This window comes from Microbacterium sp. CJ77, from assembly GCF_002911615.1.
Classification (GTDB): domain Bacteria; phylum Actinomycetota; class Actinomycetes; order Actinomycetales; family Microbacteriaceae; genus Microbacterium.
On the sequence record NZ_PQBR01000006.1, the window covers coordinates 428885 to 444869 of the forward strand.

Consider the following 15985-nt stretch of genomic DNA (forward strand, 5'->3'; position numbering starts at 1 on the left):
CGGACCACACGGCGTGTTGCGTCCGTTCGGCGAGGAAGGAAGTCTCGGCCGGGGTCAGGAGTCCCCGCGCAGGGCCTTCGTGATGCGGGGGAGCGAGACGGGCTCCGCGGTTCCCAGGCGCTGGGCGAACAGGCTCACGCGATACTCCTCGAGCAACCAGCGCGCGTGCACGAGGGCGGGTGATGCATCCCGACTCACCGGGATCGTGCCGCCCGCTTCGGCGTATGCGGCCGCGGCGCGCTCGTACTCGGTCAGGCGCTGCCGGTCGCGGCCCGGGGTGTCGGCGAGCTCCTCGAGTCGCAGCCGCGCGCCCTCGAGGTAGCGCGGGAGCTGCGCGAGCCGGGCGGTGCCGGTGCGGAGGACGAAGCCCGGATAGATCAACCCGGCAACCTGCGCGCGCACGTCGCCCAGTGCCGCGAGCAGGGTCATCGCGTTCTGACCGCGCAGGGCCCGGTCGACGTCGCGCGCGGCGAGGAGGATGCGTGCGGTCAGGGACACGGCGGCGAACAGGGCGTCGACGATCCCGGCCGACACGGCGTCGCGCACGCGCGCGAACTCGTCGGCGGTGCGCACGACCCCGGTCGGTGCCACGGTCCGGATGAGCGCGTCGGCCGCAGCCGCCCGGCAGTCCTCGATCAGGGCCTTCGCCGACGCGTACGGCGAGGCCGCGAGGGCGAGTTTCTCGTTCGCGGTCAGGTGCTCCTGCACGTACGACACGGGCGAGGGAACGGCGAGCAGCACGAGCCGCCGGATGCCGACGCGCAAAGCCCGGTCTGCCGCATCCGGTGTCGACTCGATGCGCAGAGAAACGCTCGAGCCCTGGTCGACGAGCGTCGGGTACCCGCGGACGACCCCGCCGGCCACGCGCGTGTCGACGACGGGCGGCAACTCGCCGAGGTCCCAGGTGGTGATCCCCTCACGCTCGCGGACGGATGCGTCGGCGGACGGTGACGGCCCCGCCGGTGCGGCGGGGCCACGCCGCGGCTTGCCCGTCGAGGCCGAGGCCGGGGCCGCGAGTCGGGTCGCGACGCTCTCGCGGGCTCGTCCTGACAGCGTCTCCTGCAGCTCGCGCAGATCACGGCCCGAGCCGACCGTGCGCCCACGCTCGTCCACCACGCGGAACGTGGGGCGCAGGTGCGCGGGCACGCGGTCCATCTCGAAGTCGTCGGCGCTCACCAGCTGGTTCGCGACCCGCTGCACGAGCTTCGCCAAGGCCGCGGCGAGCGTCGTCGGGGGGAGCCCCGCGTGATTCTCGGGTCCCGCTCCCGCCAGATCATCGGCGAACCGCGCCGCCCAGTCCGCGGCGGGTACGACGTGGCGCCGGATGGACTTCGGCAGCGCCCGCAGCAGCGCGGTGACGAGGTCCGGTCGAAGCCCCGGAACCTGCCAATCGAAGCCGTCGGGGCGGAGCGCGGCGAGGAGCGCGAGTGGCACGATCACGGCGACTCCGTCGTCGGGTGCGCCGGGTTCGAAACGGTAGGCGAGGGTCAGGGTCTGATCGCCCTGGGTCCACCGGGTCGGGAAGTCCGACGCATCCGATCGCGCCTCGCCCTCGAGCAGGTCCTGCTCGCGCATCGTGAGCAGCTTCGGGGTGCGGGCGGACGCCTCGAGCCACCACGACTCGAACGAGCGGACATCGAAGACATCGCGCGGGATCCGGGCGTCGTAGAACGCGAACACGGCCTCGTCTCCCGCGAGGATGTCGCGGCGCCGCTCCCGTTCCTCGACGCGTTCCAGGCGGCGGCGCAGCTCGTCGTTCGCGCGCGCGAAACTCGTCAGGCGCTTGTCGATCTTCGACGGGTCCCACTCGCCCTCCACCAGGGCGTGGCGGACGAACAGTTCACGGGCGCCCGCCCGGTCGATGCGCGCCAACTGCACGCGGCGGCGCGGGATGATCTCGACCCCGAAGAGCGTGACCTTCTCGAACGCGACGGCCGCCCCGGCATCCTTCGACCAGTGCGGCTCGCTCACCTGACGTTTCGCCAGATCGCCCGCGAGGGGCTCGGCCCACGCGGGATCGATCGCGGCGACCGTGCGGGCGTACAGGCGCGAGGTCTCGACGAGCTCGGCGGCCATCACGGCCTTCGGGCGCGCCTTGCGCAGTCCCGAGCCGGGGAAGATCGCGAAGCGGATGCCTCGGGCACCGAGATACTCGGGGGTCGGGGCCCGACGGGCGGGAGCGGCGGTCTTCTGAACGGTGCCCTTCTGTGCCGCGCGCTCGTCGATCAGGCCGATGTGCGAGAGCAGGCCCGCGAGGATCGCGCGGTGGATGGCGGCCGGGTCGGTGGCGGCGCCGTCGGGGGTTGTCGTGTGGGGTTTCTTCGAGCCCGCCGATCTCGCGTCCTTCGAGCTCGAGCCCTTCGAGGGAACCAGCGAACGGATCTGCCGGTGCACGTCGAACCACTCCCGCACACGCACGTAATTGAGGTGCTCGGCGCGGCACAGGCGTCGGAAGGCGCTCGAACCGTTCTCGCGCTGGGCCTGCTGCAGGTGATTCCAAAGGTTGAGGAGCGCGAGGAAGTCGCTCGTGGGGTCGGCGAAGCGCGCGTGCAGCCGGTCCGCCTCCTCGCGGCGCTCCTCGGGGCGCTCGCGGACGTCCTGGATCGACATGCCCGCCACGATCGGCAGGACCTCGTGGATCGCGCCGGTGCGCTGCGCTTCGATGAGCATGCGGGCGAAGCGCGGATCGATCGGCATGCGCGCGATGTCGCGCCCGATCCTCGTGAGCCGCGGGGCGCCCCGCCCGGGCTCCACCGCGCCGAGCTCGCCGAGCAGGTCGAGCGCGGCCTTGACCCCGCGCGAGTCCGGCGGCGTGAGGAACGGGAAGGCCTCGATATCGCCGAATCCGAGCGAGAGCATCTGCAGGATGACCGAGGCGAGGCTCGTGCGCAGGATCTCGGGCTCGGTGAACTCGGGGCGTTTGGCGAAGTCGTCCGCGGCGTACAGGCGGATCGCGATGCCGGCGCTCGTGCGGCCCGCGCGCCCGGAGCGCTGCTGCGCCGACGCCTGCGACACCGCCTCGATCGGCAGGCGCTGCACCTTCGCGCGGTTGCTGTAGCGCGACATCCGGGCGGTGCCGGTGTCGATGACGTAGCGGATGCCGGGCACGGTCAGGCTGGTCTCGGCGACGTTCGTGGCGAGCACGACCCGCCGGCGCACGCCCGCTATGCGGGAGGGCTCGAAGACGCGGTGCTGCTCGGCGGAAGACAGGCGCCCGTAGAGCGGCAGCACCTCGGTCGGGGCCGTCGCCTGCGCGTAGGCGCCGCGGACGGCATCGGCCGCGTCGCGGATCTCGGCCTCGCCCGGCAGGAAGACGAGCACATCGCCCGGAGCTTCGCGCTCGAGTTCGCGCAGCGCCTGGACGATCCCGGCCACCTCGTCGCCCTCGACGTCGTACGGCGCCTCGTCGAGGGGTGGCTGCTCTGCGGCATCCCGGACATCAGGGAGGTGCGGTGGGGCTGGAGTCGTGTCATCGGCCGCGTCCGGCACGTTCCGCGCGGGTCGATCCTTCGGGATGTCCGCCTCGCCGACCTCGCGGACGAGGGGGCGGTACCGGATGTCGACGGGAAAGGTCCGCCCCGACACCTCGACGATGGGGGCGTGTGTGCCCGAGGCATCCGCGAAGTGCGCGGCGAAGCTCTGCGGGTCGATCGTCGCCGACGTGACGATGACCTTCAGGTCGGGGCGCTCCGGCAGGATCCGCGTGAGATAGCCGAGGAGGAAGTCGATGTTGAGGCTGCGCTCGTGGGCCTCATCGATGATGATCGTGTCGTAGCGGCGCAGCAGCCGGTCGTGGTGGATCTCGTTCAGCAGGATGCCGTCGGTCATGAGGGCGACGAGCGTCTGGTCGGACACGTTGTCCGTGAAGCGCACCTTGTAGCCGACGAGCGTGCCGAGTGGCACCTCGAGCTCCTCCGCGATGCGCTCGGCGATCGTCCGGGCGGCGAGTCGACGCGGCTGCGTGTGGGCGATACGCGTCCGACCGAGTTCGAGGCAGATCTTCGGCAGCTGCGTCGTCTTGCCGGATCCCGTCGCCCCCGCCACGATCACGACCTGGTTGCCCTCGATGGCGCGCGCGATCTCTTCCCGGGCGGCGCTGACGGGCAGCTCCGGGGGGAAGGTGATCACGGGGACGGGCGCGGGCATAGCCCTCCATCGTATGACGCACGCGCCCCGGGACGGCCGAGGGTCACGGGCGGTGGGCAGGCCCGCCCCTAGGATGACCGCATGGGCTCGGAGGGTTTCGCACACGTGCGTTTCATCGGCTACGCGATTCCGACGGCCCCGGCCATGGTCGTGCCGCTCGGAAACCCCGACCGCGGGTCCGCCATGGGCGGCACGTATCTCGGCCTCGGCGACGTCGCAGCGGATGTCGGGGGTCGCCTCTCGGTCATGCGTGCCGCCGTCCACGCCGCCCGTGACGCGCTGCCGGAGGGCGAGAGCGATGTGCTCAACGTCTTCGTCGCCCCCGAGTTCTTCTGGCACGGTCCGCAGGGCCCCTACCTGCACGCGACCGGCGCGCCCGATCCGGTCGATCGCATCCTCGAGCGCCTCGTCGCGGAATTCCCGCCGGGGGACTATCCCAACTGGGTCTTCGTGTTTGGCACGGCGGTGACTGCCGCGGTCGACGACCCCCGCGAGGTGTTCTCGCGTACCACCACGACCGTGCGCAACGGCGTCGTCGCCGACCTCGCGCATCGCTACCGCCAGGCCGCGGCCGACGACGCAGCGAAAGTCTTCGACATGATCGACGACTACCTGCAGTGGGGCCACGCGCATCCGGTCGTCCAGGTGCGCAACCGGGCGCTGATCGTCAGCGCCACCTCGCTCGGATCGCCGGGCGCGGCGTTCGCGGTCCGCGCCGCCACGACCGACAAGGTCTTCGACTCGGCCGAAGATCTCGTGCTCTGGGACGTCACGGGCCGCGACGACGTCGTGACCGAGCAGATGACGGCCCACCCCTATGTCGACCTGTCGGCGGGCGACCTCAAGCGTGACCCGTTCGATGCGCACGCGATCCTGCGGCTGGGAACCGGTCAGGGGGTGGCAACGGACATCGCCGTCGAAATCTGTCTCGATCACGCCGACGCACGCCTGCGGGGAGCGATGTCGCGCACGCGCTGGCCGCGCGGAGACGGATTCGTCGACGACGGCATCGACATCCAGATCGTGCCGTCGTGCGGCGCGGCTCTGTCGGCGGCGTCGATCGCCTCCGTCGCGGGCGGCTTCGCGTTCAACGTCGACGGTCAGATCGCGGCGGGCGACAGCATCATGCCCACCGGGTCGGGGCCGGTGTTCGGCGTACAGAGCGCCTACGGCAACTACATCGATCCCGCGAACCCGCGTTACCGCGCGCACACGCAGCTCGCGGGCGTCGTGAGCGCGGCAGTGGGGGACGACGGTCGGTCGCCGAGCTCGTCGGACGCCCAACTCGCGCGATTCGCCGACGACCTCATCACCGTGGTCCCGGTGGCGGCACCGCCGACTCTCGACACGTTCTTCGCCGGTGGCCCCGGCGCCGTGCACATCTACGGCCTGCATGCGCCTCTGGCGCTCGGACCGCCCGCGCCGGCCGCGGGTTGACTCGTCGCCGTCGCGACGGGTCGGCCCCGCGAGAGGACGCAACATGCCGTGTGGGCGACGGTGCGCACGGCATGTTGCGTCGGTTCGCCGCGCCGTCGGGGATGTCAACCCCCGCCCCACGGATGAGCGAGGCTCCCTAGGCTGGGCGGATGACGATTCCCACCATCGCACTCCGTTCCGGCTACGACATCCCGCAGCTCGGCTACGGAGTCTTCAAGGTTCCCGCCGCCGACACCGAACGGGCCGTGTCCGAGGCGTTCGAGATCGGCTACCGCCACATCGACACCGCCGCGATCTACGGCAACGAGGAGGGCGTCGGCGCCGCGATCGCCGCCAGCGGCATCCCGCGCGACGAGCTCTTCATCACCACGAAGCTCTGGAACGACCGGCACGACGGCGACGAGCCGAACGCGGCGATCCGCGAGAGCCTCGACAAGCTCGGACTCGAGCACGTCGACCTGTACCTCGTGCACTGGCCGACGCCCGCCGCCGACAACTACGTGCACGCGTGGGCGAAGCTGATCGAGCTGCGCGACGCCGGGCTGTCGCGCTCGATCGGCGTCTCGAACTTCCTCGTGCCGCACCTCGACCGCATCGTCGCCGAGACCGGCGAGGTGCCCGCCGTCGACCAGGTCGAGCTGCACCCCGCGCACCAGCAGCGCGAGGTCGTCGCCTGGGGCGAGCAGAACGACATGCACGTCGAGGCGTGGGGGCCGCTCGGGCAGGGCAAGTACGACCTGTTCGGGCTCGCGCCGGTGCACGAGGCATCCGTCGCCCACGAGAAGACCCCGGCCCAGGTCGTGCTGCGCTGGCACATCCAGAAGGGCTTCATCGTCTTCCCGAAGTCGGTGCGCCCCGAGCGCCTGCGCGAGAACGCCGACATCTTCGACTTCGCCCTCTCGGACGCCGAGATGGTGGCGATCGATGCGCTGGACGCGGGCGACGGCTCGGGGCGCGTGAGCGCCCACCCGAACGACGTCAACTAGCGCACATGGCCTCCCGCCTCGCCGAAGCGCGGAGCCCCTACCTGCGCGCGCACGCCGGCAACCCGGTCGCCTGGTACCCGTGGGGCCCCGAGGCGTTCGCCGAGGCTGCCCGGCGGGACGTGCCGGTGCTCGTCTCGATCGGGTACTCGACCTGCCACTGGTGCCACGTGATGGCCCGCGAGTCGTTCTCGGATGCCGCCATCGCCGCGCAGCTGAACGAGGGGTTCGTGGCCATCAAGGTCGATCGTGAGGAGCATCCGGATGTCGACGCCACCTACCTGGCTGCGGCAGCCGCCTTCACGCCCCACCTCGGCTGGCCGCTGACCGTCTTCGCCACGCCGACGGGGGTGCCGTTCTACGCCGGCACGTACTACCCGCCGGAGGCGCGCCCGCCGGTGCCGGCCTTCCGCGACGTGCTGAACGCCGTGCGCGAGGCGTGGACCGACCGTCGTGACGAGGTCGACGGCACCGCCGCCGCGATCGCCGAAGCCCTGCGCGCCGTGCCGGACGGCGGTGACGGGTCGCTCCCGACCCTCGAAGACCTCGCCGCCGCGGTGGAATCGGTCGCCGCGGCCGAGGACGCCGAGTTCGGCGGTTTCATCTCGGGCGGGTCCGCGGATGCGCCGAAGTTTCCGATCGCGACCGTGCTGCGCTTCCTGCAGGCGCCCGGACTCGCGGACAAGGACCCGGCTGCGGCCGCGCTCGCCGCGCGCACCGTCCGGACGATGGCCGCATCGCCGCTGCGCGACCCCGTCGAGGGCGGGTTCTTCCGCTACGCGACGCGGCGCGACTGGTCGGTGCCGCACTACGAGCGCATGCTGACCGACAACGCGCAGCTGCTCGACGCGGCCGTGCGTGCGGGGGACGAGCCCGTCGCGGCCGGCATCGCTTCGTTCCTGATCGAGGTTCTGCAGCAGGCGTCCGGCGGGTTCGGCGCGGCGCAGGACTCCGAGTCCGTGATCGGCGGGCGACGGAGCGAGGGCGGCTACTACGCACAGGATGCGGCGGGTCGGGCGGTCCTGTCGCCGCCGGCGGTCGACGGCAAGGTCGTCACCGGCTGGAACGGGCTCGCGATCGGTGCGCTCGCGCGTGCGGGGGCGCGGCTCGGACGCCCGGCCTGGATCGAGGCGGCGGCCCGCGCCGCCGAGGACGTGCTGCAGAACAACCTGCGCCCCGACGGCACGCTCGTGCGGGCCTCGCTCGACGAGATTCCCTCGCGCGCCCCGGCGGTCCTCGCCGACTACGGGCAGCTGGCCTCGGGACTCGTCGCGCTCTCGATCGCGGCTGCCGAACCCGCGTTCGCGGTGGCAGCGCGCACGCTCGTCGACCTCTGCGTCGAATCCGGCGTCGACTCGGGCGACGGCCCCGCGACGGGGACTCTGCGCGCGCCCGGCGGGGGCGACACGGTACTCGGCGCGCAGGGTTTCGCCGCGGCGGCGGGGGAGTCGGACGGCGACGAGCCCTCGGGCCACGCCGCGATCGCGGGCGCGTGCCTGGACCTCTGGCTGCTCGGAGCGGGCGAGGAGTATCGTGCCCGCGCATCCGTCGTCGTCGCGTCGCGCGCTGCCGAAGCACTCGCCCGGCCGCTGGGCTACGGCGCCCTGCTGGCCGTCGCCGTCGGGCTCGCCGCAGCCCCGCGGCAGGTCGTCGTCGTGGCGGATGACGCGGACGACCCGCTCGCACGGGCGGCTCGGGTCGCCAACGCGGACATCGTGGCCGTGGTCCCGCCACACCGCGCCGCGCAATTCGCGGGCGCGGGATTCTCGCTGTTCGAAGCGAAGACCCTCAGCGGTGGCCGGGCAACCGCGTACGACTGCCGTGCGTTCGTGTGCCGTCTGCCGACGACGGACCCCGAAGATCTCGCGGATGCTCCACGCCTTGGCTGATTCGGGAGGCTAGCGGGACGTCGTGACGTGCGTCAGATCCAGCTGAACATCCAGTTGTGCAGCCGCCAGAATTCGTACGGCACCTCGAGGGCGGTCCACAGCGGATACCAGAAGACCGACACCGCGAACGCGACCAGCAGGAACGCCGCGACCGCGCCCTGGCCGCTCGTACGGCGGTCGGTCGGGGCACCGGGCGGACCGGCGATGCGACGCAGCGCGAGCACGAGCGCGAGGATCAGGAACGGCACGATCACGATCGTGTAGAACTGGAAGATCGTGCGCTCGGGGTAGAGCAGCCAGGGCAGGTAGGTCGCCGCGACACCGGTCAGCACGAAGGCCGATCGCCAGTCCCTCGATCGCCCCGTGCCCGGCCAGGCGAGGCGGACCGCCAAGAACACGATCGCGCCGACGCCCGCGTACCAGATCAGCGGGTTCGGGATGCTCGAGATCGCCTGCACGCAACCACCGGCCATGTCGCATCCGTCGACACCCTGCTCGGTCTTCTGCCAGTACATCGACGTCGGGCGCAGCAGCAGCGGCCATTGCCAGGCCGGTGAGGCATAGGAGTGACCACTGGTCAGTCCGACGTGGAAGTTGTAGATCGCCTGGTGGTAGTTCCACAGGGCGAGCAGGGGATTGGCGTCCGAGTCCCGGTCGTAGCCGCCCTGGGTGACGAGCCATCCCGTCCAGGTCGTGAGGTAGACGATCGCCGCGACCGGCACCAGGAGCAGGAACGTCGCGGGCCCCTGGCGGAGTGTCGCATCCGGAAGCCAGCGCCGGATGCCCGCGCGGCGGCGCGTGAGAGCATCGGTCACGACCAGGTAGATGCCGAGCGCCGCCAGCACATAGAGGCCCGACCACTTGACCGAGGTCGCCGCGCCGAGAGCCGCACCCGCGGCGAGGATCCACGGGCGAGACCACAGCATCGGGCCCCAGGCCGGCGGGTCGTCGCCGGTCGCCGCGAGGGCGATGCGGGTCTGCATCCGTTCGCGATCGATCAGGACGAACCAGAACGCCAGCAGCACCAGCAGCATCAGGAATCCGTCGAGCAGAGCCACACGGCCGAGGACGATCCCGAGCCCATCGACCGCGAGGAGCAGGCCGGCGATGCACGCCCAGACCGTCGAGCCGGTCAGTCTGCGGGCGATCAGGATCAGCACGAGCACGGCCGCGGTGCCGGCCAGCGCGGCCGCGAGGCGCCATCCCCACGCGGTGTCGGCGCCGAAGACGCCGTAGCCCAGGGCGATGAGCCACTTGCCGAGCGGGGGATGCACGACGAAGCTGCCGTCGGTCAGGAAAGACATGGTGTCGCCGGACAGGAAGGCCTTGTCGGCGCCCTCGGGCCATTTCGACTCGTAGCCGAGGTGCGCGAGCGTCCAGGCATCCTTCGCGTAGTACGTCTCGTCGAAGACGAGCGCGTGCGGATGGCCGAGGTTGGCGAGGCGCAGCACAGCCGCGAGGAGCGTGACCAGGGCGGGCGCGAGCCAGTGCCAGAGGCCGCCGACGCGGGGCAGACTCCGGAGTCGCCGCCCGAATCGCTCGAACACGGTCGGGCGATCCGGCGGCAGCAAGGGATCTGCGGCGATCGGGCCTGTCGCGATCGGGCCCGTGGCGACAGGGCCTGTGGCGATCGGTCCCGTGGCGATCGGGCCTGCGCCGGCCGCGTCGGTGCTGACGGGACCCGTGCGTGCGGGGTCGAGGTCGCTGGCCGGCTGCACGCGACAAGCCTATGGCTGCGCGGCGCGAGCTCTGTCGAACCGGCCAGCGAACATCCGGAAGGTACCGTCGGCCGCGTGCAGCCCAGCGGTCGGCGTGTCGGGACTTTTCGGGCTCGTCGTTCCTCCCGGATGCACGGGCGTGCTGACCAAGGGTGCGAGACTGGCGGCGTGCTGATCCTCGCCGCGACCCCGATCGGAAACCTCGGGGATGCCTCGCGCCGACTGGTCGAGGCGCTCGAAGCCGCCACGATCATCGCCGCCGAGGACACCCGCACGACGCAGCGCCTGCTGGCGGGCCTCGGCATCACCAACCGACCGCGGCTGATCGCCCTGCACGATCACAACGAGAAGCAGCGCGCCGCCGAGATCGTCGACCTCGCGGCCGAGCAGGACGTTCTCGTGTTGAGCGACGCGGGGATGCCGACGGTGAGCGATCCGGGCTTCGGGCTCGTCGCCGAGGCGGCCGCCCGAGGCGTGACGGTCACCGCGCTGCCCGGCCCGAGTGCGGTCCTCACGGCGCTCGCCGTGGCGGGGCTGCCGACCGATCGCTTCACGTTCGAGGGTTTCCCCGGGCGCAAGCAGGGCGAGCGCCGCTCGGCATTCACGGCGCTGGCGCGCGAGCCCCGCACGATGGTCTTCTTCGAGGCCCCGTCCCGGATCGCCGCGACCCTGGCCGACATGGCCGCTGTCCTCGGTGCCGATCGCCCGGCGGCCGTGTGCCGCGAGCTGACGAAGATGTACGAAGAGGTCAAGCGCGGCGGCCTCGCCGAGCTCGCGACCTGGGCCGAGGACGGCGTGCGCGGCGAGTGCGTCATCGTGGTGGGCGGTGCGTCGAACGCCCGGCCGCCGCTCGCCGAGGCCGTCGCGCAGGTGCTCGAGCTCGTTGCCGCGGGCGGACGACTGAAGGATGCCTGCACAGAAGTCGCCGCCGCCACCGGACACGCGTCGCGCGAGCTGTATCAGGCGGCCCTGGCGGCCAAGTCCGACGCGAAGTCCGACACCAACTCTGACGCGAAGCAGAAGTAACCTGGCGGGCATGAGTCGTCGCGGTGGAGTCGCACTCGTGCTGATGGTCGGGCTGCTGCTGACCGGGTGCATGCCCGAACCGGGCGGCACCGAACCGGGTGATGCGGGCTCGACCGTGCCCTCCGGTGGGCCCTCCGATGCGCCCGCGCCCGAGGCATCCGTCGGCACGGGATCGGCCGTCGTTGTGCCCGGCGACTGCGGCGAGGTGCTGAGCGATGCCGAGCTCAGCGAGCTGACGGGACAGGAGCAGTACCTTGCTCCGGACCTCCCGTCGCTCGAGGCGCTGCCCGGCCCGGTCGCGCGCGAGACGGCGCAGCGGGCGGACGAGCGCCTCGACTGCATGTGGTGGGTCGTGAACGTGTGGGAGGGGTCGCTTCCGCTGTTCATCTCACGCACGACCGCTGAGGCGCAGGCGGCGCTCATCGACGGACTGCTCACCTCGACGCTCTACACCGAGACGACGGTCGGCGGCGAGCGGGCGTTCACTTCGTCGTACACCGACGAGATCGCCGTGCACCAGGTCGTGTACGTCTTCGTCGAGGATGTCTGGATCGCGGTGGTCGCGGCGGTCGCGCCCGCCACCGCCGTCGCGATCGCCGAACGGGCACTGACCGCTGTCACGGGCTGATCCCACCGCCGGGCCCGAGCAGGGCCGACGAGCCGCCGGCCCGGGCGTTCGTCACACCGCGGAGCCGACGCATCCGTCCCGCCTAGAATCGACGGGTGACTTCCGGCCGTTCGTTCTACATCACCACCCCCATCTACTACCCCAGCGACGTGCCCCACATCGGGCACGGGTACACGACGGTGGCGGTCGATGCGCTCGCGCGCTGGCACCGCCAGGCGGGCGATGACACCTGGATGCTCACGGGCACCGACGAGCACGGCCAGAAGATGATCCGCGCGGCGTCGGCGAACAACGCCACCCCGCAGGAGTGGGTCGACAAGCTCGTCGCCGAGTCGTGGTTCCCGCTGCTCGAGACCCTCGACATCGACAACGACGACTTCATCCGCACCACGCAGGAGCGCCACGAGACCCGCGTGCAGACCTTCCTGCAGGCGATCTACGACCGCGGCTACATCTACGCAGGCGAGTACGAGGCGCTGTACTGCGTCGGGTGTGAGGAGTTCAAGCCCGAGTCCGAGATCGTCGACGGCACCGGTCCGTTCGAGGGCCTGAAGGTCTGCGCCATCCACTCGAAGCCGCTCGAGCTGCTGCAGGAGAAGAACTACTTCTTCAAGCTCAGCGAGTTCTCCGACCGGCTGCTCGAGCTCTACCGCGACGAGCCCGACTTCGTGCGCCCCGAGTCCGCGCGCAACGAGGTCGTCTCGTTCGTGCGCAGCGGCCTGAAGGACCTCTCGATCTCGCGCTCGACCTTCGACTGGGGCATCGAGGTGCCCTGGGACTCTTCGCACGTCATCTACGTGTGGGTCGATGCTCTCCTCAACTACGCCACCGCCGTCGGCTACGGCGCGGATCCCGAGACGTTCGAGCGCCGCTGGCCGGCGTATCACGTGGTCGGAAAAGACATCCTGCGCTTCCACGCCGTGATCTGGCCTGCCATGTTGATGGCGGCCGGGCTCGACGTGCCGCGCGGGGTGTTCGCGCACGGCTGGCTGCTGGTCGGCGGAGAGAAGATGTCGAAGTCCAAGTTGACGGGCATCGCGCCATCCGAGATCACGGATGTCTTCGGTTCGGATGCGTACCGGTTCTACTTCCTCTCGGCGATCGCCTTCGGCCAGGACGGCTCTTTCTCGTGGGAGGACCTGTCCGCCCGCTACCAGGCCGAACTCGCGAACGGTTTCGGCAACCTCGCCTCACGCTCGATCGCGATGATCGAGAAGTATTACGAGGGGATCGTTCCGCCGCCGGGGGAGTACTCCGACGCCGACCTGGCCGTGCAGAAGATCGTCGCGGATGCCGCGGCCACCGCGGACGCGGCGATCGACCGATTCCGCATCGACGAGGCGATCACCGCGATCTGGACGATCGTCGACGCGCTCAACCTGTACATCACCGAGAACGCGCCGTGGGCCCTGGCGAAGGACGATGCCCAGCGCGAGCGGCTCGGCACGGTGCTGTACACCGCCGCCGAGGGTCTGCGTGCGCTCGCCGTGCTGCTCTCGCCCGTGACGCCCGAGTCCACCGAGAAGCTCTGGATCGCTCTCGGCGCTGCTGAGAGCATCGGGCGGCTGCGCGATCAGCCGATCCGCGAGGCCGGAGCTTGGGGGGTCCTGCAACCCGGCACGAGTGTCAACGGTCTGGCGCCCCTGTTCCCGCGCGTCGAGCAGAGCGTGTGAGCGACCCGCGCCATCGCGAACGGTCGCGACACGCCGTCCGCCCTCGGGGTGACGCGGCGAGTCGCGACCGTTCGTGGTGCCCGACGGGGCGAGGCGACATGGACGGCGCGACGTGACCGACCCGAGCCAGTACGTGCGCGAGCGCACGCAGGAGGGGCGGCGAGACATCCGGTATCCGGATGCTCCCGAGCCGCTGCGCGTCGCGGTCTACGACAACCACGCTCATCTCGAGATCATGGACGGCCCCGACCCGCTGAGCCTCGACGAGCAGCTCGAGCGGGCCGCGGAGGTCGGCGTGATCGGGGTCGTGCAGGCGGGCGGCGACATCGAGTCCAGTCGCTGGTCCGCGTGGGCCGCGGCGTCGCACCCCCGTGTGCTCGCCGCCGTCGCGATCCACCCCAACGAGGCGCCGGCCTACGCCGCGGCCGGCCGCCTCGACGAGGCCATCGCCGTGATCGACGAGCTCGCGGCGCAGCCCCGCGTGCGCGCGATCGGCGAGACGGGCCTGGACTTCTTCCGTACTGAGGAGGAAGGGTTGCCCGCGCAGTTCGAGAGCTTCGAGGCGCACATCGCGCTCGCCAAGAAGCACGGCATCGCGATGCAGATCCACGACCGCGACGCGCACGCCGCCGTCCTCGAGACGCTCGAGCGCGTTGGTGCTCCCGAGCGCACGGTCTTCCACTGCTTCTCGGGTGATGACGTCATGGCGCGAACCGCGGCGGAGCGGGGCTACTACCTCTCGTTCGCGGGAAACGTCACGTTCAAGAATGCCCAGAACCTGCGCGATGCCCTCGCGGTCACCCCGCGCGAGCGGATCCTGGTCGAGACCGATGCCCCGTTCCTGACGCCGGTGCCGCATCGGGGGCGCCCCAACGCTCCGTATCTGATCCCGGTGACGGTCCGCTTCATGGCCGCCGAACTCGACGTCGACGTCGACGAGTTGTGCGCGCAGCTCGCCGCCAACACCGTCGCGGCGTACGGCGAGTTCTGACCTACCGCGCGCGGGCGGCCTTCGCGGCGGCGCGGTCGTCGGCCGCGACGGTGAACAGCGTCTCGGTCTGCTCGAGCTCCATGCCCTTGGTCTCGGGGATGCGCAGGAGCACGTAGAAGAACGACAGGGCCGCGAACACGGCGTACATCAGATAGGTGAGCGGAAGCGACCATCCGGACATCGCCGGGAAGCTGACGGTGATCAGGAAGTTGGCGATCCACTGCGCCCCGGCGGCGACGCCGAGCGCCTTGCCGCGGATGCGGCTGGGGAAGATCTCGCCGAGCAGAACCCAGACCAGCGGGCCCCACGACGCACCGAAACCGATCACGAACAGGTTCGCCGCGACCAGCGCGATCGGACCCCACGCGCCGGGGAGCGACACCTCTCCATCGACCGTCTCGGCGAAGGCGAAAGACAGAGCCATGGCCCCGAGGGAGACGGCCATCATGACGGAACCGGTCAGCAGGATCGGTTTGCGCCCGACGCGGTCGACCAGCACGATCGCGACGATCGTGACCGCCACGTTGGTGACGGAGGTGATCACGCCGATGAGGAGCGAGTTCTGTTCGGTGAAGCCCACGGCCAGCCACAGCGTCGTCGAGTAGTAGAAGATCACGTTGATGCCGACGAACTGCTGGAAGACCGACAGGATGATGCCGGTCCAGACGATCGGCTGAAGCCCGAGCGCCTTGCCCCGGAGCGAAACGCCCCGTGACTTCTTGTCCTGCTGGATCTTCTGGTCGAGCTCGCGCATGGTCTGCTCGAGGTCGGCCTCGGGCACGAGTCGTGCGTATACCGCGCGGGCCTCGTCGTAACGCCCCTTCGCGATGAGGAAGCGGGGGGATTCGGGCATCGTGAACGCCAGTACGCCATAGACGAGCGCGGGAACGGCCTCGACGAGCAGCATCCAGCGCCACGCCTCGAGTCCGAACCACAGCTGCGACGACGCGCCACCCGCGACTCCCGCGAGAACGGCGTTGGAGAGGAGGGCGCCGAAGATTCCGAGGGTGATCGCGAGCTGCTGGAGCGAGCCGAGCGTGCCGCGGATCTGGCGCGGCGCGACCTCGGCGATGTAGGCCGGCGCAACCACGGAGGCGATTCCGATGCCGAGTCCGCCGATGAAGCGCCAGACCGTGAGGTCGATCGCGCTGACCGCGAGTCCGGAACCGATAGCGCTCGCAAAGAACAGCACGGCGCCGATCATCATGACCCGCAGGCGACCCCACCGGTCGCTCAGGACGCCCGCGAGCACGGCGCCCAGGGCGCAACCGAGCAGCGCGATGGCGACGACGAATCCCGTGACGACGGCATTGAGGCCGAACTGGTTCTCGATCGACGCGACAGCGCCGTTGATGACCGACGAATCGAAGCCGAAGAGGAACCCGCCGACGGCCGCCGCTATGGAGAGCCCCACCGCCCGTCGCCCGAAAGGGCTCTTCATCGAGAACGCTTGCGTGGGGATGGCTCCGGTGCTCACGACCGAAACACTACCCC

10 protein-coding genes are annotated in these 15985 nt (G+C 71.0%); 7 read left to right on the plus strand and 3 right to left on the minus strand.

Annotated elements, in window-relative coordinates:
• Positions 1–54: 54 nt before the first annotated feature.
• Positions 55–4146, minus strand: coding sequence for an ATP-dependent RNA helicase HrpA (hrpA, locus tag C2868_RS02860; protein WP_103662942.1), 4092 nt, complete (start codon positions 4144–4146; stop codon positions 55–57).
• Between the two features lie 81 nt (positions 4147–4227).
• Here hrpA and C2868_RS02865 point away from each other — a divergent pair, with 81 nt between their 5' ends.
• From C2868_RS02865 to C2868_RS02875, 3 genes are all read left to right on the plus strand, one after another.
• Positions 4228–5583 carry a hypothetical protein gene (locus C2868_RS02865; RefSeq protein WP_103662943.1) on the plus strand — a complete coding sequence of 452 codons (1356 nt, stop codon included), beginning with the start codon at positions 4228–4230 and terminating at the stop codon, positions 5581–5583.
• 149 nt (positions 5584–5732) lie between these two features.
• Positions 5733–6569, plus strand: a complete 837-nt coding sequence (locus tag C2868_RS02870; RefSeq protein ID WP_103662944.1) for an aldo/keto reductase — start codon at positions 5733–5735, stop codon at positions 6567–6569.
• Positions 6570–6574: 5 nt separating this feature from the next.
• Positions 6575–8455 (plus strand): thioredoxin domain-containing protein, encoded by a 1881-nt coding sequence (locus C2868_RS02875; RefSeq protein ID WP_100811558.1) that lies wholly within the window; start codon positions 6575–6577, stop codon positions 8453–8455.
• Positions 8456–8487: 32 nt separating this feature from the next.
• Here the strand turns inward: C2868_RS02875 and C2868_RS02880 are convergent, their stop codons facing one another.
• Positions 8488–10173, minus strand: coding sequence for a glycosyltransferase family 39 protein (locus C2868_RS02880; protein ID WP_308455390.1), 1686 nt, complete (start codon positions 10171–10173; stop codon positions 8488–8490).
• Positions 10174–10341: 168 nt separating this feature from the next.
• Between C2868_RS02880 and rsmI the strand changes: the two genes are divergently transcribed.
• The 4 genes from rsmI (at position 10342) to C2868_RS02900 (ending at position 14491) form a co-directional block, all read left to right on the plus strand.
• Positions 10342–11199, plus strand: a complete 858-nt coding sequence (gene rsmI / locus C2868_RS02885; protein WP_100811557.1) for a 16S rRNA (cytidine(1402)-2'-O)-methyltransferase — start codon at positions 10342–10344, stop codon at positions 11197–11199.
• Positions 11200–11209: 10 nt separating this feature from the next.
• Positions 11210–11827 (plus strand): hypothetical protein, encoded by a 618-nt coding sequence (locus C2868_RS02890; protein WP_100811556.1) that lies wholly within the window; start codon positions 11210–11212, stop codon positions 11825–11827.
• A gap of 95 nt (positions 11828–11922) precedes the next feature.
• A complete protein-coding gene (metG, locus tag C2868_RS02895) occupies positions 11923–13500 on the plus strand; it encodes a methionine--tRNA ligase (protein WP_100811555.1) in 1578 nt (525 codons plus the stop codon).
• Positions 13501–13612: 112 nt separating this feature from the next.
• Complete coding sequence (locus tag C2868_RS02900; RefSeq protein ID WP_100811554.1) at positions 13613–14491, plus strand: TatD family hydrolase; 879 nt, start codon at positions 13613–13615, stop codon at positions 14489–14491.
• 1 nt (position 14492) lies between these two features.
• Here the strand turns inward: C2868_RS02900 and C2868_RS02905 are convergent, their stop codons facing one another.
• Positions 14493–15932 carry a sugar porter family MFS transporter gene (locus C2868_RS02905; RefSeq protein ID WP_100811679.1) on the minus strand — a complete coding sequence of 480 codons (1440 nt, stop codon included), beginning with the start codon at positions 15930–15932 and terminating at the stop codon, positions 14493–14495.
• Positions 15933–15985 lie beyond the last annotated feature (53 nt).

Excerpts from the sequence above, each read along its gene's own strand:
- C2868_RS02890 (WP_100811556.1), top strand. The coding sequence starts at position 11,210 with ATGAGTCGTCGCGGTGGAGTCGCACTCGTGCTGATGGTCGGGCTGCTG.
- C2868_RS02905 (WP_100811679.1), bottom strand. The coding sequence starts at position 15,932 with ATGAAGAGCCCTTTCGGGCGACGGGCGGTGGGGCTCTCCATAGCGGCG.
- hrpA (WP_103662942.1), bottom strand. The coding sequence starts at position 4,146 with ATGCCCGCGCCCGTCCCCGTGATCACCTTCCCCCCGGAGCTGCCCGTC.
- C2868_RS02875 (WP_100811558.1), top strand. The coding sequence starts at position 6,575 with ATGGCCTCCCGCCTCGCCGAAGCGCGGAGCCCCTACCTGCGCGCGCAC.
- C2868_RS02870 (WP_103662944.1), top strand. The coding sequence starts at position 5,733 with ATGACGATTCCCACCATCGCACTCCGTTCCGGCTACGACATCCCGCAG.
- C2868_RS02865 (WP_103662943.1), top strand. The coding sequence starts at position 4,228 with ATGGGCTCGGAGGGTTTCGCACACGTGCGTTTCATCGGCTACGCGATT.